General features: G+C 70.2%; 19 protein-coding genes. 14 read left to right on the top strand and 5 right to left on the bottom strand.

Annotated elements, in window-relative coordinates; all coding sequences use genetic code 11:
• Positions 1-76 precede the first annotated feature (76 nt).
• The 4 genes from HZ992_RS13355 to HZ992_RS13340 all read left to right on the top strand — a co-directional run bounded on the left by HZ992_RS13355 (position 77) and on the right by HZ992_RS13340 (position 6,540).
• Positions 77-2,248, top strand: coding sequence for a putative bifunctional diguanylate cyclase/phosphodiesterase (locus HZ992_RS13355; RefSeq protein ID WP_209382341.1), 2,172 nt, complete (start codon positions 77-79; stop codon positions 2,246-2,248).
• A gap of 56 nt (positions 2,249-2,304) precedes the next feature.
• Positions 2,305-2,808 carry a prepilin-type N-terminal cleavage/methylation domain-containing protein gene (locus HZ992_RS26050; protein WP_209382340.1) on the top strand — a complete coding sequence of 168 codons (504 nt, stop codon included), beginning with the start codon at positions 2,305-2,307 and terminating at the stop codon, positions 2,806-2,808.
• A 16-nt stretch (positions 2,809-2,824) separates the two neighbouring features.
• A complete protein-coding gene (locus HZ992_RS13345) occupies positions 2,825-5,647 on the top strand; it encodes a putative bifunctional diguanylate cyclase/phosphodiesterase (protein WP_209382339.1) in 2,823 nt (940 codons plus the stop codon).
• A 152-nt stretch (positions 5,648-5,799) separates the two neighbouring features.
• A complete protein-coding gene (locus tag HZ992_RS13340) occupies positions 5,800-6,540 on the top strand; it encodes a hypothetical protein (protein ID WP_209382338.1) in 741 nt (246 codons plus the stop codon).
• Here HZ992_RS13340 and HZ992_RS13335 read toward each other — a convergent pair.
• The 5 genes from HZ992_RS13335 to HZ992_RS13315 are packed head-to-tail and all read right to left on the bottom strand — an operon-like array spanning position 6,494 to position 11,893.
• Positions 6,494-7,456: a hypothetical protein gene (locus HZ992_RS13335; RefSeq protein ID WP_209382337.1), complete on the bottom strand. Its 963-nt coding sequence runs from the start codon at positions 7,454-7,456 to the stop codon at positions 6,494-6,496. The two genes, HZ992_RS13340 and HZ992_RS13335, sit on opposite strands and share 47 nt — an antisense overlap.
• A gap of 10 nt (positions 7,457-7,466) precedes the next feature.
• Positions 7,467-8,771, bottom strand: coding sequence for a vWA domain-containing protein (locus HZ992_RS13330; protein ID WP_209382336.1), 1,305 nt, complete (start codon positions 8,769-8,771; stop codon positions 7,467-7,469).
• Positions 8,764-9,873 carry an AAA family ATPase gene (locus HZ992_RS13325; RefSeq protein WP_209382335.1) on the bottom strand — a complete coding sequence of 370 codons (1,110 nt, stop codon included), beginning with the start codon at positions 9,871-9,873 and terminating at the stop codon, positions 8,764-8,766. Before HZ992_RS13325 ends, HZ992_RS13330 begins: the two co-directional genes overlap by 8 nt.
• A 3-nt stretch (positions 9,874-9,876) precedes the next feature.
• Positions 9,877-10,860: a hypothetical protein gene (locus tag HZ992_RS13320; RefSeq protein WP_209382334.1), complete on the bottom strand. Its 984-nt coding sequence runs from the start codon at positions 10,858-10,860 to the stop codon at positions 9,877-9,879.
• Between the two features lie 46 nt (positions 10,861-10,906).
• Positions 10,907-11,893: a LysR family transcriptional regulator gene (locus tag HZ992_RS13315; protein ID WP_209382333.1), complete on the bottom strand. Its 987-nt coding sequence runs from the start codon at positions 11,891-11,893 to the stop codon at positions 10,907-10,909.
• Positions 11,894-12,006: 113 nt separating this feature from the next.
• Between HZ992_RS13315 and HZ992_RS13310 the strand changes: the two genes are divergently transcribed.
• The 10 genes from HZ992_RS13310 (at position 12,007) to fba (ending at position 22,230) form a co-directional block, all read left to right on the top strand.
• Positions 12,007-13,464, top strand: a complete 1,458-nt coding sequence (locus HZ992_RS13310) for a form I ribulose bisphosphate carboxylase large subunit (RefSeq protein WP_371816828.1) — start codon at positions 12,007-12,009, stop codon at positions 13,462-13,464.
• Between the two features lie 11 nt (positions 13,465-13,475).
• A complete protein-coding gene (locus HZ992_RS13305) occupies positions 13,476-13,895 on the top strand; it encodes a ribulose bisphosphate carboxylase small subunit (RefSeq protein ID WP_209382331.1) in 420 nt (139 codons plus the stop codon).
• A gap of 25 nt (positions 13,896-13,920) precedes the next feature.
• Positions 13,921-14,829 (top strand): CbbX protein, encoded by a 909-nt coding sequence (gene cbbX, locus HZ992_RS13300; protein WP_209382330.1) that lies wholly within the window; start codon positions 13,921-13,923, stop codon positions 14,827-14,829.
• Complete coding sequence (locus tag HZ992_RS13295; RefSeq protein WP_209382329.1) at positions 14,826-15,629, top strand: HAD-IA family hydrolase; 804 nt, start codon at positions 14,826-14,828, stop codon at positions 15,627-15,629. The genes cbbX and HZ992_RS13295 overlap by 4 nt, the downstream gene beginning before the upstream one ends.
• Entirely contained in the window at positions 15,629-16,348 is a 720-nt protein-coding gene (rpe, locus tag HZ992_RS13290; protein WP_209382328.1) for a ribulose-phosphate 3-epimerase, read from the top strand. The genes HZ992_RS13295 and rpe overlap by 1 nt, the downstream gene beginning before the upstream one ends.
• Entirely contained in the window at positions 16,345-17,052 is a 708-nt protein-coding gene (locus HZ992_RS13285; RefSeq protein ID WP_209382327.1) for an HAD-IA family hydrolase, read from the top strand. The genes rpe and HZ992_RS13285 overlap by 4 nt, the downstream gene beginning before the upstream one ends.
• A gap of 9 nt (positions 17,053-17,061) precedes the next feature.
• Positions 17,062-18,141 (top strand): class 1 fructose-bisphosphatase, encoded by a 1,080-nt coding sequence (locus HZ992_RS13280; protein WP_209382326.1) that lies wholly within the window; start codon positions 17,062-17,064, stop codon positions 18,139-18,141.
• 88 nt (positions 18,142-18,229) lie between these two features.
• Positions 18,230-19,108, top strand: coding sequence for a phosphoribulokinase (locus HZ992_RS13275; protein ID WP_209382325.1), 879 nt, complete (start codon positions 18,230-18,232; stop codon positions 19,106-19,108).
• A 16-nt stretch (positions 19,109-19,124) separates the two neighbouring features.
• On the top strand, positions 19,125-21,170 hold the full coding sequence (gene tkt / locus HZ992_RS13270; protein WP_209382324.1) for a transketolase: 2,046 nt from the start codon (positions 19,125-19,127) through the stop codon (positions 21,168-21,170).
• Positions 21,171-21,192: 22 nt separating this feature from the next.
• Positions 21,193-22,230 (top strand): class II fructose-bisphosphate aldolase, encoded by a 1,038-nt coding sequence (fba, locus tag HZ992_RS13265; protein ID WP_209382323.1) that lies wholly within the window; start codon positions 21,193-21,195, stop codon positions 22,228-22,230.
• Positions 22,231-22,303 lie beyond the last annotated feature (73 nt).

The raw sequence follows: 22,303 nt of genomic DNA, 5'->3' as shown, positions 1-22,303 counted from the left end.
GTAGCCTTGCTGCTGCGGGCCTGTGCCTCGCCACTTCCATGCTCCGCGCGCGCGAAACTCCCACTGCCCCGACCCCATGCTGACCTCGCTGCCAGCCTCCGAAGACGACGCCATCCGCGTGTCGGAGCCGGCCGTCTCGATTCCGCAGGCGGCGGCCGAGCCCGTGGTCGACATCGCGTTGCACGACGACGTCGTATCCGGCGCGCTGCGTGCGGCGCCGGCGGTGACCGGCGCGGGCGCCTTGCTGGCGCTGCTCACCGCGGTGTCGCTCGGGCAGTTCAACACACTGGCCCATGCGCGCAGCTGGCTCGGCGCGGCCCTGTTGCTGGTCACGCTGCGGCTGGCGCACTGGGCCCGGGCCCGCGCGACCGCGCCGCTGGCCGACCCGATGCGCTGGACGCGCAACTACATGCTCGGTGTGGCCGCCACAGCCTTGCTCTGGGCGGCGCTGCCCTGGCTGCGTTTCGCCGAGCTCGACGACGCGCAACGCCTGCTCGCCATGCTGGCGGCGGCCGGCGTGGCGTTCGTGGAATTCCTTGCGCTGCGCGCGGTGCCCAGAGTGGCGATCGCCCAGGCCGCGCTGATGCTGTCGTCCGGTGCGGCCTGGCTGTTCGGCATGGCGACGCCGGCGAGCCTCGTACCGGCCGCGATGCTGCTGGTGTTGCTCGGCGCACTGTGCGTCACGGCGGTGGCGAGCGACCGTCAGATGCGGGCCACGCGCATCGCCGTCGATGAAGCGCGGCGGCTCACGCGCTCCGAGGCCGGGCATGCCGACCGCATCGGCCTGCTCGAATTCGAACTCGCCAAGGCCGTGGGTGCGCTGGAGAACGCGGCGGCCGAGGCCGCGGTGCGCGAAGCGCATGCGCGTTCAGGCCAGGTGCAGACGGCCGACCAGCGCACCGCCGACCTGGAAAGGCGTTCGCTGGACCTGGCGCGCCAGGCCGTGACCGACCCGCTGACGCTGCTGCCCAACCGCAAGGGCATCAACGAGCACCTCGTCGAGTTGCTCGAGCCGATGACGCACCCCGACAACAAGGGCGAACTGGCGCTGCTGTTCCTCGACCTCGACGAGTTCAAGGAAGTCAACGACCAGCACGGCCACCTGGCCGGCGACGCGGTGCTGCGCGTGGTCGCCGAGCGCTTGCGCGAGAGCCTGCCGCGTGCCGGCTTCGCGGCGCGCTGGGGCGGTGACGAATTCATCGTCGTGCTGCCCGGCCTGGGCCGCATCGAGCAGGTGCGCATGGTGGCCGAGAAGCTGCGCGCCGAGCTGTGCGTGCCGATCCGCCTGGAAGACGGCACGCTGCGCGTGGGCTGCAGCATCGGCATCGCGCTGGCGCCGTACCACGGGCGCTCCCCCGAGGCGCTGATCATCGCCGCCGACCACGCCGTCTACGCCGCCAAGACCGAGGGCCGCGACCGTGTGCGCGTGTTCGACGTTCAACTTGCCAAGAAGGCGCAGCGCCAGCACCAGATCGCCCAGGCGCTGCCCGGCGCGCTGGAGCGCGGACAGCTCGAAATCAACTACCAGCCCATCGTCAGTGCCATCGACGGCAGCGCCAGCCACGTCGAGGCATTGGCGCGCTGGCCGCACCCGAGCTGGGGCCATGTCTCGCCGGGCGAGTTCATTCCGGTGGCCGAGGCCAACGGCCAGATCCACGCGATGGGCCGATGGGTGCTGCGCCAGGCCTGCCTCGACGCGGCGCGCTGGCCGGGCAACAACCCGCCCAAGCTCAGCGTCAACGTCTCGGCCATCCAGGTCACCTCCGGCAAGCTGGTGTCGCAGGTGCGCGAGGCCCTGGCCGCGGCCAAGCTGCCGCCGCAGCGGCTGGTGATCGAGCTGACCGAGAGCCTGCCGATGGCGCGCAGCGAAGGCGTCTCGCAGACGCTGCAGGACCTGCGCGACATGGGCGTCGAACTCGCGCTCGACGACTTCGGCACCGGCTATTCCTCGCTCAGTTCGCTGATGAAGCAGCCGGTCAGCCTGGTGAAGATCGACCAGTCGTTCGTGAAGGACGTTCCCGGCGGCGGCGAGGTGCTGATCAAGGCCACCGTCGACGTGGCGCTGCGCTTCGGGCTCGAGGTGGTGGCCGAGGGCGTGGAGACCGCGCTGCAGCGCACCCGCCTGGAAGCGCTGGGCGTGAACTACATGCAGGGCTACCTGTTCGGCCGGCCGATGCCCAACGACCAGTTCGTGGCCTGGCTGGGCCTGCGCGATGGCAGCGACGAGCCGTTCGTGCTGCGGGCTTGAGGCCAGGGCCACTGATCGGGCACACGGCAATGATCCTTCATCGAGACTCGGACCAGATGACCTCCACGGCAGGGGGGGGCACCGCCGCAGTGGACACGGCGGCAACTGGGCCTGGTGCGCGCCAGCGTGGCTTCACGCTCCTCGAACTGATGTTCGTCGTCGGACTCGTGGCCGTGTTGTTCGGCATCGCCACGCCGGTGTACCAGTCGTATCGCGACCGCATTCGAACGAGTACCGCCACGCGGGAGATCGTCGAGATGGCCGCCATGGTGCAACGCTTCGAACTCGATCAGCGTGCCTTTCCGGACAGCCTGGCCGACATCGGGCTGAACGGCAAGCTCGACCCCTGGGGCCGCCCGTATGTCTACTACAACGTCGATGCGAACGGCCGGGGCGGTGCGCGCAAGGACCGTCGACTCAACCCCCTGAACACCGACTTCGATATGTACAGCCTGGGGCCGGACGGCAAGACCAAGCCGCAGGTCACCCAGAAGGACAGCGTCGACGACATCATTCGCGCCAGCAACGGTCGGTACTTCGGCATCGCGGCCGACTTCTGAGCCCCACGGCCCGGCAATGAGCGACGACGCGCGAGCCCCCCGCAGCCGGCTGGCTCAGCGCCTGTTCCTGCTGTTCGTGCTGGTGGCCGTGCTGCCGCTGGCGCTGACCGACTGGATCGCCACCCTCGCGACCACCCAGGTCGCCGAGGACCTGAGCCTCGGCGCGCGCAGCCAGGCCACGCGCCAGGTCAGCCGCCAGGTGCTCGACCGGCTGCTCAACGCCAAATCGCTGTTGCGGCTCGCGCCCGAGGCACCGCCGGGCGGGAGTGCGGATGCCGCGCTGACCGAGCCAGCCGGCCTCGGCCAGGTGTTCCACCAGGTCACGCTGCTGGGGGCGCAGGGTCAGACCCATTGGCCTGCCAGCGAGCCTGCCAGCCTGGCCAGTGTCTGGGCGAGCGCCGACAGCGGCCTGGAGCGGCCGCAGGCAGCGCACAGCGCCGCCGAAGTGCAGCTGCGGCTGGATTTCTCCCTGCCCAGCCAGCCACGGGTGCTGCTCGGCGCCTTCCGCGACGGCTCGCTGCGCTGGATCGCCGAAGTCGACAGCGGCCACCTTTGGGCGCCGCTGACCGACGCCGGCCTGGACACCGCCTGGAGCGTGCGAGACAACCGCGGCCGCCTGCTGGTGCGCCACGTCGGCGAAGATTCGCCGCTGCAGCGCGAGAGCGATCTGGCCGAGGCGCGCGGCGACGTGGTCAGCTCGAACACGCAGTTGTTCCTGGCCGGCGAGCTCGGTGCCGGCGAGTGGCTCTTTACACAGCAGGCGCCTCGACCACGGGTTCGATGGCAAGGTCTGCCGCTGGCACTGTGGCTCGGCGCGGTGGCCTTGCTCGGGCTGCTGGCGGTGGCCTTGTTCAGCCACTGGAGCATCCGCCGCACGCTGCAGCCGCTGCGCCAGTTGACCCAGGGCACGCAGGCGCTGGCCGCCGGTGCCGCCGGCACCCGCGTCGAGATCCGGCGCGACGACGAGATTGGCGACCTCGCCGACGCCTTCAACGACATGGCGCAGCGCATCGAGACGCAGATCGGCACACTCGAAGGCCTGGCCGCGATCGACCGCGACATCCTGGACGGCGTCTCGTTCGAGCGGGTGGCCGGCCACGCCCTGCAGCGCCTGGCCTCACGCTACCCGCGGGCCTGCGCTTCGGTGAACTGGCGCGAGGGTGCATCGGCGCTGCATCGCAGCTGGATGACGCGCGGCCCGGCCGATGCGCTGCTCATCCGCAGCGAGCAGCTCGAACTCGATGGCGAGGCCCTGATGCGATTCGCCGGCCTGTTCCGCGATGAGCTGCTGGACCCCGCGCAGCCTGCCGCAGCGTCGCGGCAGGCCCTGCCGCGCTGGCTGTGCCCGGGAGATCCGGCGCGCGTGGCGACGATCGCGCTGCTCCCGCTGCGGCACGAAGGCCAGACGCAGGCGCTGATCGTGCTGGGCCTGGCCGAAGCCGCGGACGACGCGGCCCTGCAGCCGGCGCGCGAGGTGCGCGACCGGCTGGCCGTGGCGATGGCGGCCCGCTCGCGCGAGCAGGAACTGGTGTACCGAGCCGCGCACGACAGCCTGACCGGCCTGGCCAACCGCTACGGGCTGCACCAGCGCATCGAGCAGACGCTCGACCGACTTGCCGACGACGCTGCGCTGGCCGTGCTGTCGCTCGATCTCGACCACTTCAAGGACGTCAACGACACGCTCGGCCACGAGGCCGGCGACGAGCTGCTGTGCGCGGCCAGCCGCAGGCTGAAGTCCTGTGTGCCCGCGAGCGCCCTGGTGGCGCGGCCCGGCGGCGACGAATTCATCCTGCTGCTGCCGGGTGCCGACCCGGCTGCGGCCGCGACATTGGCCCGGCTGGCGATCGCTGCGCTCGGCCGGCCGTTCACATTGCGCGGAGTCGAGCAGCGGCTCGGTGCCAGCGTCGGCATCGCCCTGCATCCGCACCACGGCCGCACCCGCGAGGAGCTGCTGCGCTGTGCCGACATCGCGCTTTTCGCCGCCAAGGCTGCGGGCCGGGGGCAACACATGCTCTTCACCCCCGAGCTCGACCGGGCCGCGCGCGAACGCGTGCAGTTGCAGGCCGAGCTGCGAAGGGCGCTGGAGCGCAACGAATTCGTCGTTCACTACCAGCCACGCGTGCAACCGCGCGACGGCCGGATCCTGTCCGCCGAGGCGCTGATCCGCTGGCAGCACCCCGAGCGCGGGCTGCTCTACCCGGGGGCCTTCATCGACGTGGCCGAGTCCTCGGGCCTGATCGACGAAATCGGCCGCTGGGTGCTCGAGGCCGCCTGCACGCAGGCGGCCGCGTGGCGCCGCGAGGGCACGCCGCTGCGGCGCATTTCGGTCAACGTGTCGACGCGGCAGCTCGTCTCGGGTGAGCTGACGGGCTTCGTTCGCGATGCCCTCTCGCACAGCGGGCTGCCCGCCGAGGCGCTGGAGCTGGAGGTCACCGAGAGCCTGCTGATGGGCGACCCCGGCGAGGCCTGCGCGCAACTGGCCGAGATGCGCCGCTGGGGCGTGACGATCGCGCTCGACGATTTCGGCACTGGCTATTCGTCGATGGCCATCCTGCGCCAGCTGCCGATCGACGTGATGAAGATCGATCGGTCGTTCGTCGTCGGTCTGGGCACCGATGACGGCGCGATGGCGGTCACGCGCGCCATCGTCGCGCTGGCGCGCTCGCTGCGGCTGCACCTCGTGGCCGAGGGCATCGAGACCGAGGCGCAGGCCGAGGTGCTGCGCTCGATGGGCTGCGACGAGTTGCAGGGCTACCTGTTCAGCCGGCCGGTGCCGGCCGACCTGTTCGAGCTGTTGCCCGGGCTGAGGCAGGGGCCGGCGCTCGTCGCACAAGATTGAAACCAATGATTCCCGCGCGGGCATGACTGCCCGCGGCATGCCGCCGCCGCGTGAAACGGCCGGATGCAATTGCGCCGGCCGGGCCGGTGCCGGCGTCCCTTAGGCTTGCGAGGTCAGTCGTGCCCCGGGCCGACGCACTGCGCGAGACCCGCATGGACAACCCCACCGTTCCCTTCAGCGACACCACCCAGTTCCGGCCCACCGACGTGGCCAGCACGATCTTCGACGGTGAAGCGGACGAGCTGCAGCCGAGCACCTACACGACCACGCTGAGCCCGTCGCTGCTGTCCGACCTGAAGCGCTTCGCCGACGAACCCGGCGGCACCGAGCTGCTGCCCGTGCTTGCCGCCTGCGTGCGCCACGCCCGGCCGCTGGCCTTGCACCTGCAGCACGGCCGCAATGTGCTGCGCCTGTCGGTGTTTCCGCGCGACCAGCTGTTCCATTGCCCGGAGAACCTGTGCCTGCTGCCGAGCTTCGAGCTCGCCCGCCTGCGCCTCGTGCACGTCGAGCCCGAGGCACTGCTGGCGCCGTTCGCGCCCGATGGCTCGCGCAGCAGCTCGCTGAACTTCGGAGCGCTCGCGCCGCTGCTGTGGCTGCTGGCGCTGAATGGTGCGCGCAGCGAGTTGCTGCCCGAAATCGCCGGCTCGGTGCGCTACCGCCTCGCGGCCGGCGTGGCCACGCGCGGCCTGCCGATCGAGAAGTGCGACATGCCGCTGCTGCAGCACCTGCAGGGCAGCCCGGCCTCGCTCGACGAACTGGCCAGCTGGACGGTGCTGCAGCCGTCCCGCGTGCGGCGGCTGCTCAATGCCCTGTACCTGCAGTCGGGCCTGATCATCTCGCGCGCGTTCACCGTGCCGCCGCGCGACCCGGCGATCGACCGGCCGCGCCACTAGCTTCGCTCGGCACCCGCCACGACGAACCCCTGCGTGGCCGCGGCCAGGGCGGGATCTCGAACTGCGGCAGCTCCTGCAGCAGGAAGCTCAGCGCGATCAGCACCGTGGGCACGTGGTACATCAGCCACCACAGCGGGCTGGACTCGACATCGAAGCGCGGCAGCGACAGCACCGTGATCACCAGGGCGATCGGCGTGAGCAGCGGAATGGCACGGCGAAGCACGACGCCGTAGCGCGAGCGCAGGTGGCGCTCGTGGTAGCGCGCCGGCGGTTCGGCGAGCGTGAGCGACAGGTGCGCCGCGGCGCGCTGCAGCGCCTGTTCGGCCGTGCGCGTGCGCTTGTCCGGCCGGCCACGCAGGCGCAGCTTGCTCTTCCAGCCGTCTTTCTGGCGGATCAGCCGCGCCCAATCCCAGCCCAGCACGGCCAGCGTGTCCTCGGGCAGGGCGAGCGCATGCTCGCCCGTCGCGGTGAGCACGATGTCGGCCGACACGCCGCTCACCGGCGAGACGGTCATCGCCAGCTTCAGCCCATCGACCTGCACCTGCCCCAGCCGCAGCACCTGCGCGACACCCGAGACGCTGTAGCTGCGCGCGACGACGAAACCCTCGCCCTCGCTGAACTGCGAGTCCGGCGCCACCGCCTCGATGCGGTCGACCAGTTCCTGCGGCGACGGCCCCATCGCCTCCAGCGTGGCCTGCAGTCCGCCGGGATGGGTGAGGGTGCGCGTGAGTTGGCGCGTGCCGGTGCCCAGGTCCTCGAGCTGCAGGGCCTCGCGCAGTGCGCCGCGCTGTATTTCCTGGAACACGACGCGCCGCGCGATGCGGTCGCTCGCCGCGAGGTCGACGCGCCGCCCGCGCCGCGCGAAGGGCTCGGCCAGCGCGAGGATGTCGTGGTGCGTCAGCGGTGGGGCATTCATGCGTTGCGACTCAGGCCAGCACCAGCTTGCGCCCGAACGGCGGCTCGGCGCGTGCGCACGCCTCCGGCACGGCCCACAGCACTGGCGCGCGCGGCCGGTGTCGCGCCGGGCCGTCGAGGTCGGTGAGCACGACGGTGATGTCGGGGTCGTGTGCGTCGGCCTCCTCGAGCATCGGCGTGAAGTCGGTGCCGCCGCCGCCCTGGAAGGCGATCTCGCCCAGCGTGCCGCGGCCCGGCTCGAAGCGCTGCACGCTTTGCACCCGCTCGTCGCCGATCACCAGCGTCAGCGCGGCATGCAGGCGCCGCGTGATGGCCTCGATCTCGCGTGCGAAGCGTTCCATCAGCGCCTCGTCGATCGAGCCCGACACGTCGACGATGACCACCAGCCGCGGCGCCGACTTCGTCGGACCGACGCCCGGCTCGAAGGGCATGCGCCGGTGCGAGCCGATGCGGCCCTGGTTGGCGAGGTAGGAGCGCGAGGGCCGCGACCACGACAGCTCCGGCTGCGGCGTCAGGCAACGCGCGAGCTGCGTGCGCAGCACCTGTTCCCAGGGCGTGCGCACGCGCGGCAGGTCGGCGATCAGCGTGCGCAGCATCGAGTGCGCGCCGTCGCCGGCGTGCGCCCGCGTGATGCGCTCGGCCCATTCGCGTGCGGCCTGCGCCTCCTGCTCCGGCGCCTGCTGCTGCGAAGGCGCGGGTCGCAGGTCGGCATGTTCGTCGCGGCCCATGGCACGAGCCCTCTCGGCCGGCGTGCGCTCGTCCGCGGCGCCGCGCCGGCCGCGCTCGGGTCGCGCACCTCGGGCAGATCCCGCCCGGCTGCGTTCGACGAGCGCCCGGTACAGGCGCTCCACGTCCCATTCGAGCAGCGAAGCCTCGACCGGCTGCTCCACCTCCAGTGCGGCGCGCAGCAAGGTATCGAGCTGCACGGCGCCCTCGGGCAGCTCGAGCCAGCTCAGGTGCGAGAGCGTGCTGTTGACGATCGCGTCGGCGCAGCGGTTGAACAGGGCCAGGTCCACCGTGCCGATCAGTTGCTGCAGCTCGACGAAACGCTGCGTGTGGCGCAGTGAGATGTGCAGCACCTCGTGCGCCACCCAGCCGACCTGCTCGTCCAGCGGCAGCGCCTCGAAGCCGCGGGCATAGAAGATCGTCAGGCCGTCGGTGGCGATCAGCGGCGATTCGTTGCCCGCATCGCTGCGTGCCGCGTCGTCGGGCAGGTCGTGATGCCGCACCCACAGCGCCAGGCCGCCGGTGGACGGCGCGTACTCCACCATGCGCTGCACGGCGCGCGTGCCGCGGTGGCCGAAGGCCTCAGCCATCGAGCCCCTCGGCACGCCGGCGCTCGGCGTAGCGGCGGTACGAGGCGCTGTCGAGGATGGCCGTCTCCAGGCCGCTCTCCAGCGCGCGCTGCATCAGCAGCTCCATCGCCAGCGTCTGCCCCTCGCGCACCGGCAGGCCGGCTGCACTGCCGACGTCGGGCAGCTGTTCGACGATCTCCAGCGCGCGTGCCAGCGTTTCGCCGTCGCGGCTGGCGGCGAGCAGGCCGTAGACCATGCCGTACAGGCCGTCGAGCGTGCGCGGCAGCAGCGCCGCCGTCTCAGCGCCGGCCTTCGCGGCGAGCAGTTTCACCACGTCGACGGCGGCCTGCAACTCGCGCAGCACGCCGAAGAACTCGGCCGCGTTGGCCGCACCAATGCGCCCTTGCACGAAGACACGCTTCGCCGATTCCGACAGCCCCGAGCGCAGCACGTTGGAGATGTCTTCCCAGCCGCGCGGGCTGGCGCCGATCAGGTGGTCGTTGGCGAGCTGCGCCTGCGTGTCGTCGAGCTTGTCGGGGCGCACCTTCAGGTAGGCCATCACCTCGGGCGCGAAGTCCATCGCCATCGCATGCGCGAGGAAGGCGTCGATCACCGTCTGCACGTTGAAGTGGAACATGCGGTCGGCCAGCGCCGTGCCCATGTCGTGGCTCACCGCGCCGTGAAAGCTCGCGTTGCCCGCGGCGACCACCTGCCAGCCGTCGGGCAGCCGGTAGTTGCCGACGCGGCGGTCGAGGATCAGCGAGTAGGCCGAGATCTGCAGCCGCTGGTCGGCGGCGGTGAGCTCGTCGAGGAAGAGGATGCCGGCCGGCATGTCCGCCGTGGGCAGGAACTCCGGCGGGAACCACACCGTCTTGGCCTGCCGGTCGTCGGCGAAGATCGCGCCGCGCAAGTCCACCGGCTCGATGGTGGTCAGGCGCAGGTCGACCAGCGGCACCTTGAAATGCTCGGCCACCTGCCGCACCACCGACGACTTGCCCACGCCGCGCGTGCCCCACAGCATGGTGGCGCGGCGGCGCAGCGTGGCGTCGGCGTACTGCTCGATCAGCGCCGCCTTCGCAGCGGCGATCGAGATCGGCGGGATGTTCATCGGGTTGCCGAGCATCGTTCACCCTGGCGGTTGGATGGCGGCCGCGGCACTGCGCCACGACGCGGCGGTGGACGGGCGGGGCCGCCGCGGCAGCTCGAAGCGCGGCAGCTCCTGCAGGCACAGGCCCAGCGCCAGCAGCAGCGGCGGGGCGTTGAAGAGGAGCATGCGGAACACAGAGTTCTGGGCGATCTCGAAGCTCGGCACGGCCAGCGAGGCGCCGATCAGCGCGGCGACGGTCAGCAGCGGCACGCAGCGGCGCACGGCCACCTTCCAGCGTTGCGAAGCGAGGCGGGCATGGAACTGCGCCGGCGGCTCGGCCAGCGTGGCCGCCAAGTGCGCGGCAGCGCGCTCCATCTGGCGCCGGGCATGTTCGCTGCGCGCCGGCTCGCGCCGCGGCAGGCGGAAGCTGCCGCGCCAGCCCGGGCCCACGCGCCACAGGCTCGACCAGCCCTGGCCGAGCACGGCGAGCAGGTCCTCGGGCAGCTCGTGCACGTCGCCCAGCGGCGCCTCGAGCTCGACCTCGGCCGGGATGCCCGGTGTCACCGGCACCTGCAGGCGCAGCCGCAGCGCGTCGCAGTGCAGTTCGAGCTTCGTCGCCAGCGTGCGCAGCGGCGCATCGGCTGCGGCCGACGTGCCCGCAGGCTCCAGTCGCATGCCGATGGCCAGCACGAAGCCCGGGCCGGTGTGCCATTGCGAGGTGGGCGCCACAGTGTCCAGCCGCGCCAGCAGCACGGCCGGGTCGGCTCCGGCGGTCTGCAACTCCACCTGCAACCCGTCGGGCCGCGTCAGCGTGCGGGTGAGCAGGTAGCGCCCGCTGGCGGGGTTCTCCAGCCTCAGCCCTTCCTGCAGGCCGTCCGGCCCCGGCACTTCCTTGAACGCGAGGCGCCGCTCGAGGCGCTGGCTGGCGGGCAAGTCCACGTGACGGCCACGCCGCGCAAAGGGCGCGGCCAGGCCGAGGATCTCGTGGTGCGACAGCGGGTGGGACGGCGGGTGGTACTGCATGACGCGCCGGGCCGGCGACGGCCCTTCGTGTGCGTCGATTCTGCCTTCAGGCGCGCACGGCGGCCCGTCGGGTCTTCCTCGGGCGGGGTGGGGCCGGCTTGGCAGGTGCCGGGCCGAGCTGCCGCGCGATCTCGGCCTGGCCGCGCGTGCTCAGGAACTTCTCGAAGGCCAGCGCCACCTGCGGCAGCTGGCGCGAGGCCAGGTGCATGACGTGCCAGTCGCGCTCGATCGGGTTGTGCTCCATCGGCAGCAGCGCCAACACGCCGGCGCGCATCTCCAGCACGCAGGTGTGCATCGACAGGAAGGCCACGCCGAAGCCGGCGGCGCACATGTGCTTGATCGCCTCATTGCTCGACAGCTCGGAGCCGATGCGCAGCGGCAGCCCGGCGTCCTTGAACAGGCGCTCGATGGTCGAGCGCGTTCCCGAGCCGCGCTCGCGCACCAGGATGCGCTCGTTGGAGAGCATCGCCATGGTCGCCCGCGGGCCGGCCATCAGCGGGTGGTTCGGCGAGGCGAGAAAGGCCATCGGGTGCTTGGCGAAGGGCGTCGAGTCGGTCTTCAGCTCGGCGGGCGGGCGGCCCATGATGGCCAGGTCGATCTCCTGCGAGGCGAGCATCTGCACGATCTCGTCGCGGTTGCCCACCTGCAGCTTGACCTTCACCTGCGGGTGTTCGTTGGCGAAGGTCACCAGCATCGGCGGCAGCAGGTATTCGGCGGTGGTGATTGCGCCCACGCGCAGCGTGCCGGAGAACACGCCCTGCAGCGTGGCCATCTCCTCGCCGGCCTCGCGCCAGAGTTCGAGGATGCGCCGCGCGTAGCCGTCGAGCAGCTCGCCGGCCTCGGTGAGGCGGATGCCGCGGCCGGTGCGCTGAAGCAGCTGCGAGCGGGCCGACTCCTCCAGTGCCGCGATCTGGATCGACACCGCCGGCTGCGTGAGGTGCAGCTCGTCGGCCGCCGCCGACACGCTGCCCAGGCGCGCCACGGCGTGGAAGGTGGCGAGCTGGCGGAAGGTGGCGTTCTTGGTCAGCGGCATGGCGTGATATTAGGAAAAAGACATGTTCGAGTCAAAAGATTTAATTTTCCTAATTGATCGCACTTGCCTACATTGAGCCCATCCGCAACGCACGAGGAAGCTCCATGGGCCACATGAAAGACGTCCAGCAGATCACCGACGCCAAGAAGCGCTATTCGGCCGGTGTTCTGAAATACGCCCAGATGGGCTACTGGGATAGCGACTACGTCCCGAAGGAAACCGACATCCTGGCGCTGTTCCGCATCACGCCTCAGGACGGCGTCGACCCGATCGAAGCGGGTGCGGCCGTGGCCGGCGAGTCGAGCACCGCGACCTGGACGGTGGTCTGGACCGACCGCCTCACCGCCTGCGACATGTACCGCGCCAAGTGCTACCGCGTCGACCCGGTGCCCAACAACCCGGGCCAGTTCTTCGCCTACGTCGCCTACGACCTCAGCCTGTTCGAAGAGGGCTCGATCACCAACGTCGCCGCGTCGATCATCGGCAACGTGTTCAGCTTCAAGCCGCTGAAGGCGGCGCGCCTGGAGGACATGAAGTTCCCGGTCGCCTACGTGAAGACCTTCGCCGGCCCGCCCACGGGCATCGTGGTCGAGCGCGAGCGCCTGGACAAGTTCGGCCGCCCGCTGCTGGGTGCCACCACCAAGCCGAAGCTCGGCCTGTCGGGCCGCAACTACGGCCGCGTCGTCTACGAAGGCCTGCGCGGCGGCCTGGACTTCATGAAGGACGACGAGAACATCAACTCGCAGCCCTTCATGCACTGGCGTGACCGCTTCCTGTTCGTGATGGACGCCGTCAACAAGGCCAGCGCGGCCACCGGCGAAGTCAAGGGCAGCTACCTGAACGTCACCGCCGGCACGATGGAAGAGATGTACCGCCGCGCGCAGTTCGCGAAAGATCTGGGCTCGGTGATCGTCATGGTCGACCTGGTGGTCGGCTACACCGGCATCCAGTCGCTCAGCCACTGGTGCCGCCAGAACGACATGATCCTGCACCTGCACCGTGCGGGCCACGGCACCTACACGCGCCAGAAGAACCACGGCGTGAGCTTCCGCGTCATCGCCAAGTGGATGCGCCTGGCGGGGGTGGACCACATCCACGCCGGCACGGCGGTCGGCAAGCTCGAGGGCGACCCGATGACGGTGCAGGGCTACTACAACATCTGCCGCGACACGCACACCAAGGTCGACCTGCCGCGCGGCGTCTACTTCGACCAGGACTGGGGCGCGCTGAAGAAGGTGATGCCGGTCGCTTCCGGCGGCATCCACGCCGGCCAGATGCACCAGCTGCTCGACCTGTTCGGCGACGACGTGGTGCTGCAGTTCGGCGGCGGCACGATCGGCCACCCGCAGGGCATCCAGGCCGGCGCCACCGCCAACCGCGTCGCGCTCGAAGCCATGGTGCTGGCGCGCAACGAGGGAAAGAACATCGCCGAGGAAGGCCCGCAGATCCTGCGCGATGCCGCCAAGTGGTGCTCGCCGCTGGCCGCCGCGCTCGACACCTGGGGCGACATCACCTTCAACTACACCTCGACCGACACCTCGGACTACGTGCCGACGCCGTCCGTCGCCTAAGGAGCTTCTTCATGCGAATCACCCAAGGCACCTTCTCCTTCCTGCCCGACCTGACGGACGCGCAGATCACCAAGCAGCTCGACTACTGCCTCGGCAAGGGCTGGGCGCTGGGCATCGAGTACACCGACGACCCGCACCCGCGCAACACCTTCTGGGAGATGTACGGCAACCCGATGTTCGACATCAAGGACGCCGCCGGCATCCTCATGGAGATCAACGCCTGCCGCAAGACCTTCCCGCAGCAGTACATCCGCGTCACGGCCTTCGACTCGACGCACGGCACGGAATCGGTGGTGATGTCCTTCATCGTCAACCGGCCGACCAACGAGCCCGGCTTCCGGCTGATCCGCTCCGAGGAGCCCGGCCGCACCATCCGCTACAGCATCGAGAGCTACGCCGTGCAGGCGAAGCCCGAAGGCGCCCGCTACTGATCGGCCCGCAGTGCCACGCCGCGCCATGGACGCCTCCTCCCCCGCCGCACCCGCTTCGACCGCGCCACGAGCGCTGTTCGAATCCTCGGGCGTGAAAGCGCTGCTCGACCAGCTCGACGCCGAGCTGATCGGCCTGGCGCCGGTGAAGGACCGCATCCGCGACATCGCGGCACTGCTGCTGATCGACAAGCTGCGCGCCGAGCAGGGGCTGCAGTCGCAGCCGCCGACGCTGCACATGTGCTTCACCGGCAACCCCGGCACCGGCAAGACCACGGTGGCACTGCGCATGGCCGAGGTGCTCAAGCAGCTCGGCTACGTGCGCAAGGGCCACATGGTGGCGGTGACGCGCGACGACCTCGTCGGCCAGTTCATCGGCCACACCGCGCCGAAGACCAAGGAGATCATCAAGAAGGCGATGGGCGGCGTGCTGTTCATCGACGAGGCCTACTACCTGTACCGCCCGGAGAACGAGCGCGACTACGGGCAGGAGGCGATCGAGATCCTGATGCAGGTCATGGAAAACAACCGCGATGACCTGGTCGTGATCCTGGCGGGGTACAAGGACCGCATGGATACGTTCTTTTCCAGCAACCCCGGCATGGCCTCGCGCATCGCGCACCACATCGACTTCCCCGACTACTCGGAAGCCGAGCTGATGCAGATCGCCCAGCTGATGCTCGGCAAGCTGAACTACCGCTTCGGCAGCGACGCCGTGCCGGCCTTCGAGCAGTACGTGCATCTGCGCCGCCAGCAGCCGCACTTCGCCAACGCGCGCTCGATCCGCAACGCGCTCGACCGCATCCGCCTGCGCCACGCCACGCGGCTGTTTTCCGCCGAGACGTCGCTCAGCCGCGACGAGCTCGTCACGCTGCACGCGCAGGACATCCTGGCCAGCCGCGTCTTCACACAATCCCAGCAAGGAAAGCCAGCATGAGCGTCCAGGCCCTGATCTTCGACGTCGACGGCACGCTGGCCGACACCGAGGAAGCGCACCGCGTGGCGTTCAACAACGCCTTCGAGCGCTACAAGCTCGGCTGGAAGTGGAGCCAGGACGCCTACCGCGAGCTGCTCAAGACCACCGGCGGCAAGGAGCGCATCGCTGCCTACCTGGCCAGCAAGACGCTCAGCCCCTCCGACCGCAAGCGCCTGACCGAGCTGATCCCGGCCATCCACGCCGAGAAGACCAAGTTCTACAGTTCCTTCGTCGCCGACGGCGCGGTGCCGCTGCGCGAGGGCGTGGCGCGCCTGATGGAAGAGGCGCTCACAGCGGGTTGCCGCCTGGGCATCGCCAGCACGACCACCGCCGCGAACATCGATGCGCTTCTCGGCTCGACGCTCGGCACGCGCGGGCTGGAGATGTTCAGCGTCATCGCCTGCGGCGACCAGGTGCCGGCCAAGAAGCCCGCACCCGACATCTACAAGCTGGCGCTGCAGCACCTGGGCGTCGATGCCGACCAGGCGGTGGCGCTGGAGGATTCGCACAACGGCCTGCTCGCCGCCACGGGCGCCGGCCTGTGGACGGTGATCACGCCGACCTACTGGACCGAGTCGCACGACTTCACCGGCGCCGACCTGGTTCTGCCCAGCCTGGGCGACCCGGCCCACCCGATCGCGGGCGAACCCGGTTCGCAGCTCGAAGACGCCGCCTGGCTCACGCACGCCGAGCTGGTGCGCCGCGTCGAGCAGCGGCCGCACTGCGAAGTGGCCGCGCTGTACGCCCCGAGGGCCGCCTGATGAACAACACCATCCGCATCGCCCCCAGCCTGCTGTCGGCCGACTTCGCGCGCCTGGGCGAGGAGGTCAGGGCGGTGATCGCCGCCGGCGCCGACCTGATCCACTTCGACGTGATGGACAACCATTACGTGCCCAACCTCACCGTCGGCCCGCTGGTGTGCCAGGCGATCAAGCCGCACGCCACCGTGCCGATCGACGTGCACCTGATGGTCAAGCCGGTGGACGCGCTGATCCCGATGTTCGCGCAGGCCGGTGCCGGCCTCATCAGCTTCCACCCCGAGGCGAGCGAGCATGTCGATCGCACCATCCAGCTGATCAAGTCGTTCGGCGTGAAGGCCGGGCTGGTGCTCAACCCGGCCACGCCGCTGTACGTGCTCGACCACGTGATCGAGCAGCTCGACCTGGTGCTGCTGATGTCGGTGAACCCCGGCTTCGGCGGGCAGAGCTTCATCGAGTCCACGCTGCCCAAGCTCGAGAAGGCGCGCCGCCTCGTCGACACCGCGATGAAGAACACCGGCCGCGAGATCTGGCTCGAGGTCGACGGCGGCGTGAAGCGCGACAACGCGCGCCGCGTTGCCGAGGCCGGCGCCGACACCATGGTGGCCGGCTCGGCGGTGTTCACCGGCGCGCGCAACACCGCGGCCTATGCCGAGGCGATCGCCGGCATCCGCGAGGAAGCGCTGGCCGGCCAGCGAAGCCTGGCCCTGGAGACCGCGTGAAGGAATCGCTGCGCCTCGTCCAGGCCGTTGCCTTCGATCTCGATGGCACGCTGGTCGACAGCGCGCCCGACATCCAGCACGCCCTGAACGCTGCGCTGAAGAAGGCTGGCCTCGAGCGTTTCGACCTCGACGCCGTGCGCGGCTGGATCGGCGACGGCCCCGATGTGCTGATCGCCCGCGCGCTGGCCGCGCAGGGCCTCGCCGATGCCGACGCCGAGCTGCGCGCGCGCCTGCGCCGCTGGTTCGATGTCGACACCCTGGCTGCGCCGCTGGCGCACGGTGTGGTCTACCCCGGCATCCTCGATCTGGTCAGCGGGCTGCACCGCGTGATGCCGATGGTGGTGGTGACCAACAAGCCCACGCCGCTGGCGCGCGCCGTGCTCGATGCGGCCGGCGTGCTGCCCTTCGTCGACGCCGTGTTCGGCGCCGACACCGCCGCGCTGCGCAAGCCGGCCCCCGGCATGCTGCTGGCCGCCGCGGCTCAGCTCGCGATTTCGCCCGAGCGGCTGCTGATGGTCGGCGACAGCGCGCCCGACATGCAGTCGGCCCACGCTGCCGGCTGCCGCGCCGTGCTCGTGCCCTGGGGCTACGGCCACCACGCGCTGCCCGCCTGGCTCGACCCGCTGCGCGTGTCCGGCCCCGACGAACTGCTGCAGGTGCTGCTCGCCACGCGCGGCGCCTCCGAACCTCTTTTCAACTCGTAGGAGACCGTCATGCCCACTGGCGGAAGACCCACCCTGACCCAGTTCCTCATCGAGGAACGACGCCGCCACCCCGACGCGACCGGCGACCTCAACGCGCTGGTCACCGACGTGTCGCTGGCCTGCAAGGCAATTTCGCGCAAGGTCGCCTTCGGCGCGCTGGCCGACATGCTCGGGCACGTGCAGGACAACACCGTCAACGTGCAGGGCGAGGCGCAGAAGACGCTCGACGTGGTGAGCAACCAGATGTTCCTGCGCGCCGCCGAGTGGGGCGGCATCGTCTCCGGCATGGTCTCGGAAGAGATGGAAGAGGTCTACCACCTGCCCGCGGAGTTTCCGCGCGGCAAGTACCTGCTGCTGTTCGACCCGCTCGACGGCTCCTCGAACACCGACGTCAACGTGTCGGTGGGCAGCATCTTCTCGGTGCTGCGCGCCGCCACGCCGGGGCAGGACGCCAAGCCCGAGGACTTCCTGCAGCCCGGCACGCAGCAGGTGTGCGCCGGCTACGCGATCTACGGCCCCGCGACCATGCTCGTGCTCACGCTGGGCACCGGCACGCACGCCTTCACGCTCGACCCGCAGCTCGGCGAATGGGTGCTCAGCCACCCGAACCTGAAGATCCCCGCGAAGACGCGCGAGTTCGCCATCAACGCCTCGAACAGCCGCTTCTGGGAGCCGGCCGTCAAGCGCTACGTCGACGAATGCCTGGCCGGCCAGACCGGCCCGCGCGGCGCCGACTTCAACATGCGCTGGATCGCCTCGCTGGTGGCCGAGACGCACCGCATCCTCATGCGTGGCGGCGTCTTCATGTACCCGCGCGACAACAAGGATCCGTCCAAGCACGGCCGCCTGCGCCTGCTTTACGAGGCCAACCCGATCTCGATGCTGATCGAGCAGGCCGGCGGCCAGGCCAGCACCGGCCGCAAGCGCATGCTCGAAGTGCAGCCCGAATCGCTGCACCAGCGCATCGGCTTCATCTTCGGTTCGTCGGAAGAGGTCTCCCGCATCGAGGGCTACCACCACGAAGAGCCGCAGGACACCTACAAGTCGCCGCTGTTCGGCAAGCGGGGGCTGTTCGCCACGCCGGTCTGAGCGCCGCAGCGGCTCGCGCCATCCACGCGGGCGGGATCAAGGAGTACCCGCACGCTCGCCACGATTTTCTTCACTTCCGGGAACTCCCATGTCCGCCAAGCACCCCATCATCGCGATCACCGGATCGTCGGGCGCCGGCACCACCTCGGTGACGCGCACCTTCGAGAACATCTTCCGCCGCGAAAAGGTCGACGCCGCCATCATCGAGGGCGACTCCTTCCACCGCTACGACCGCCTGGCCATGCGCGCCAAGATGGCCGAGGCCGAGGTCGCGGGCAACCGCAACTTCAGCCACTTCGGCCACGAGGGCAACCTGTTCGAGGAGCTCGAGTCGCTGTTCCGCGACTACGCCGAGAGCGGCACCGGCAAGAGCCGCAAGTACCTGCACGACGCCAACGAGGCCGCGCCCTTCAAGCAGGACCCGGGCACCTTCACGCCCTGGCAGGACCTGCCCAAGAGCGAGCTGATGTTCTACGAGGGCCTGCACGGCGGCGTGACCACCGACAAGGTCGACATCGCGCGCTACCCCGACCTGCTGATCGGCGTGGTGCCGGTCATCAACCTCGAGTGGATCCAGAAGATCCACCGCGACAAGAACATGCGCGGCTACTCCACCGACGCGGTGACCGACGTGATCCTGCGCCGCATGCCCGACTACGTGCACTACATCTGCCCGCAGTTCACGCGCACGCACATCAACTTCCAGCGCGTGCCGGTGGTCGACACTTCGGATCCGTTCATCGCGCGCACCATCCCCACGGCCGACGAGAGCCTGGTGGTGATCCGCTTCGCCAACCCGGCCGGCTTCGACTTCCCCTATCTGCTGAGCATGCTGCACGACTCGTTCATGTCGCGCGCCAACACGCTGGTGGTGCCCGGCGGCAAGATGGAACTGGCCATGCAGCTGATCTTCACGCCGATGATCCTGCGGCTGGTGGAGCGCCGCAAGAAGGCCCTGGCGAACTGAAGCGGAGGGCACGACCATGACCACCCCCACGCTCGACGCCACCGCCTTGCGCACGCTGTGCGCCAACGCCCTGCGCGTGCTCTCCTTCGACGCCGTGCAGGCCGCCAACTCCGGCCACCCGGGCATGCCCATGGGCATGGCCGACATCGCCGAGGCGCTGTGGCGCCACCACCTCAAGCACGACCCGGCCGACCCGCAGTGGATCGACCGCGACCGCTTCGTCGTCAGCAACGGCCACGGCTCGATGCTGCTCTACGCGCTGCTGCACCTCAGCGGCTACGCGCTGCCGATGAGCGAGCTCAAGCGCTTCCGGCAACTGCACTCGCTCACGCCGGGCCACCCCGAGCACGGCCTCACGCCCGGCGTCGAGACGACCACCGGCCCGCTCGGCCAGGGCATCACCAACGCCGTGGGCATGGCGCTGGCGGAGAAGCTGCTCGCCGCCGAGTTCAACCGGCCCGGCCACAACATGGTCGACCACCGCACCTACGTGTTCCTCGGCGACGGCTGCCTGATGGAGGGCATCAGCCACGAGGCCTGCTCGCTGGCCGGCACCTGGCGGCTGAACAAGCTGGTCGCCTTCTACGACGACAACGGCATCTCGATCGACGGCGACGTCAAGGGCTGGTTCGGCGACGACACGCCGGCGCGCTTCGAGGCCTACGGCTGGACGGTGCTGCGCAACGTCGACGGCCACGACCGCATTGCGCTCGACGCAGCGATTGCCGCGGCCAAGAGCTCCGATCACCCGGTGCTGATCTGCTGCAAGACGCAGATCGGCCACGGCTCGCCCAACCGCGCCGGCACCGCCAAGGCGCACGGCGAGGCGCTCGGCGCCGAGGAAATCAAGCTCACCCGCGAGGCGCTGGGCTGGAGCTGGCCGCCGTTCGAGATCCCGGACGTGGTGCGCGAGGCCTGGTCGGCGCGCGAGCGCGGCACCGCGATGCGGCGCGACTGGCAGCTGCGCTTCGGCGCCTTCGCCGAGGCATTCCCGGACCTCGCGCACGAGCTGCTGCGCCGCCATGCCGCGGCCGGCCAACCTACCGACAAGGCCGAGCGCGCCTTCGCGCAGGCCATCGCTGACACCGAGAGCAAGAAGGCCACCGTCGCCTCGCGCAAGGCCTCGCAGGAGCTGCTCAACGCGGTGGCCCCTTCGATGCCCGAGCTGCTCGGCGGCTCGGCCGACCTGACCGGCTCCAACCTCACCGACTGGAAGGGCCACAAGCCGCTGCTCGGCGCCGGCACCGGCAACCACGTGCACTACGGCGTGCGCGAATTCGGCATGGCGGCGATCATGAACGGCGTGTCGCTGCACGGCGGCTTCCGCCCCTACGGCGGCACCTTCCTCACCTTCAGCGACTACTCGCGCAACGCGCTGCGCATGTCGGCGCTGATGAAGCTGCCGGTGGTGCATGTGTTCACGCACGATTCCATCGGCCTGGGCGAAGACGGCCCGACGCACCAGCCGGTGGAGCATGTGTCGAGCCTGCGGCTGATCCCCGGCCTCGACGTCTGGCGCCCGGCCGATGCCACCGAAACCGCCGTCGCCTGGCGCGAATCGCTGCGCCGCACCGACGGCCCGAGCGCGCTGGCGCTCAGCCGGCAAGGCCTGCCGCACGCTGGTGACGGCAGCGAGCGCGCCGACGCCATTGCGAAGGGCGGCTACGTGCTGCGCAAGCCCGCCCACGAGCAGGTGGTGCTGATCGCCACCGGCTCCGAGGTCGGCGTGGCGCTGGCCGCCGCCACGCTGCTGGCCGAGGAGGGCATCGCCGCGCGCGTCGTCTCCGTGCCCTGCCTGGACCTCTACGAGCGCCAGAGCGACGCCTACCGCGCCGAGGTGATCCCGCGCCACCTGCCGCGCCTGGCGGTGGAAGCCGGCAGCACCGGCCTGTGGTGGCGCCACGTGGGCGAGAACGGCGACGTGGTGGGCCTGGACCGCTTCGGCGAGTCGGCCCCCGCCGGCGACCTGTTCCGCCTGTTCGGCATCACCGCCGAGATGGTGGCGGTGCGCGCCACGCGGCTCGTCGCCGCGGCCACGAAGCCCGAACTCGTCTCGCATTGACTTTGAACTTCAGGAGCCACCCATGGCGATGATCTCCCTTCGACAGCTGCTCGACCACGCGGCCGAGCACGGCTACGGCGTGCCCGCCTTCAACGTGAACAACCTGGAGCAGATCCAGGCCATCATGCAGGCCGCGCAGAAGACCGACAGCCCGGTCATCCTGCAGGCCAGCGCCGGCGCCCGCAAGTACGCCGGCGAGCCCTTCCTGCGCAAGATGGTCGAGGCCGCGGCCGAGATGTACCCCGACATCCCGATCGTGCTGCACCAGGACCACGGCGCCAGCCCCTCGGTGTGCATCCAGAGCATCCGCTCCGGCTTCACCAGCGTGATGATGGACGGTTCGCTGCGCGAGGATGCCAAGACGCCTGCCAGCTACGAGTACAACGTCGACGTGACCCGCCGCGTCTGCGAGATGGCGCATGCGATCGGCGTGTCGGTGGAAGGCGAACTCGGCTGCCTGGGCTCGCTCGAGTCCGGCCAGGCCGGCGAGGAAGACGGCGTCGGTGCCGAAGGCACGCTCACGCACGACCAGATGCTCACCGACCCCGACCAGGCCGCCGACTTCGTCCGGCTGACCGGTGTGGACGCGCTGGCGATCGCCATCGGCACCAGCCACGGCGCCTACAAGTTCAGCCGCAAGCCCACCGGCGACATCCTCGCGATCGACCGCATCAAGCAGATCCACGCCAAGATCCCGAACACGCACCTGGTGATGCACGGCTCCTCGTCGGTGCCGCAGGAGTGGCTGGCGATCATTCGCGAGAACGGCGGCGACATCAAGGAAACCTACGGCGTGCCCGTCGAGGAGATCCAGGAAGGCATCCGCCACGGCGTCCGCAAGATCAACATCGACACCGACATCCGCTTGGCGATGACCGGCGCGATGCGCCGCGCGATGAACAAGGACCGCAGCGAGTTCGACCCGCGCAAGTTCCTCAAGGACGCCACCGCCGCGGCGCGCGACGTCTGCATCGCGCGCATGCAGGCTTTCGGCTGCGCGGGCATGGCCTCGCGCATCAAGCCGGTGCCGCTGGAGGCGCAGGCCAAGCTCTACGCTTGACGGCGGGCGTACTGGGCTTCTGAGGGAGGGGGTCCGAGCGGCAGAACGTTGTTACACATGTTTAGGTCATTTG

This window comes from Rhizobacter sp. AJA081-3, assembly GCF_017795745.1.
Taxonomy (GTDB): domain Bacteria; phylum Pseudomonadota; class Gammaproteobacteria; order Burkholderiales; family Burkholderiaceae_C; genus Piscinibacter.
This window is presented reverse-complemented; position numbering and strand designations above follow the sequence as displayed.

Excerpts from the sequence above, each read along its gene's own strand:
- HZ992_RS13355 (WP_209382341.1), top strand. The coding sequence starts at position 77 with ATGCTGACCTCGCTGCCAGCCTCCGAAGACGACGCCATCCGCGTGTCG.
- HZ992_RS26050 (WP_209382340.1), top strand. The coding sequence starts at position 2,305 with ATGACCTCCACGGCAGGGGGGGGCACCGCCGCAGTGGACACGGCGGCA.
- HZ992_RS13345 (WP_209382339.1), top strand. The coding sequence starts at position 2,825 with ATGAGCGACGACGCGCGAGCCCCCCGCAGCCGGCTGGCTCAGCGCCTG.
- HZ992_RS13340 (WP_209382338.1), top strand. The coding sequence starts at position 5,800 with ATGGACAACCCCACCGTTCCCTTCAGCGACACCACCCAGTTCCGGCCC.
- HZ992_RS13335 (WP_209382337.1), bottom strand. The coding sequence starts at position 7,456 with ATGAATGCCCCACCGCTGACGCACCACGACATCCTCGCGCTGGCCGAG.
- HZ992_RS13330 (WP_209382336.1), bottom strand. The coding sequence starts at position 8,771 with ATGGCTGAGGCCTTCGGCCACCGCGGCACGCGCGCCGTGCAGCGCATG.
- HZ992_RS13325 (WP_209382335.1), bottom strand. The coding sequence starts at position 9,873 with ATGCTCGGCAACCCGATGAACATCCCGCCGATCTCGATCGCCGCTGCG.
- HZ992_RS13320 (WP_209382334.1), bottom strand. The coding sequence starts at position 10,860 with ATGCAGTACCACCCGCCGTCCCACCCGCTGTCGCACCACGAGATCCTC.
- HZ992_RS13315 (WP_209382333.1), bottom strand. The coding sequence starts at position 11,893 with ATGCCGCTGACCAAGAACGCCACCTTCCGCCAGCTCGCCACCTTCCAC.
- HZ992_RS13310 (WP_371816828.1), top strand. The coding sequence starts at position 12,007 with ATGAAAGACGTCCAGCAGATCACCGACGCCAAGAAGCGCTATTCGGCC.
- HZ992_RS13305 (WP_209382331.1), top strand. The coding sequence starts at position 13,476 with ATGCGAATCACCCAAGGCACCTTCTCCTTCCTGCCCGACCTGACGGAC.
- cbbX (WP_209382330.1), top strand. The coding sequence starts at position 13,921 with ATGGACGCCTCCTCCCCCGCCGCACCCGCTTCGACCGCGCCACGAGCG.
- HZ992_RS13295 (WP_209382329.1), top strand. The coding sequence starts at position 14,826 with ATGAGCGTCCAGGCCCTGATCTTCGACGTCGACGGCACGCTGGCCGAC.
- rpe (WP_209382328.1), top strand. The coding sequence starts at position 15,629 with ATGAACAACACCATCCGCATCGCCCCCAGCCTGCTGTCGGCCGACTTC.
- HZ992_RS13280 (WP_209382326.1), top strand. The coding sequence starts at position 17,062 with ATGCCCACTGGCGGAAGACCCACCCTGACCCAGTTCCTCATCGAGGAA.
- HZ992_RS13275 (WP_209382325.1), top strand. The coding sequence starts at position 18,230 with ATGTCCGCCAAGCACCCCATCATCGCGATCACCGGATCGTCGGGCGCC.
- tkt (WP_209382324.1), top strand. The coding sequence starts at position 19,125 with ATGACCACCCCCACGCTCGACGCCACCGCCTTGCGCACGCTGTGCGCC.
- fba (WP_209382323.1), top strand. The coding sequence starts at position 21,193 with ATGGCGATGATCTCCCTTCGACAGCTGCTCGACCACGCGGCCGAGCAC.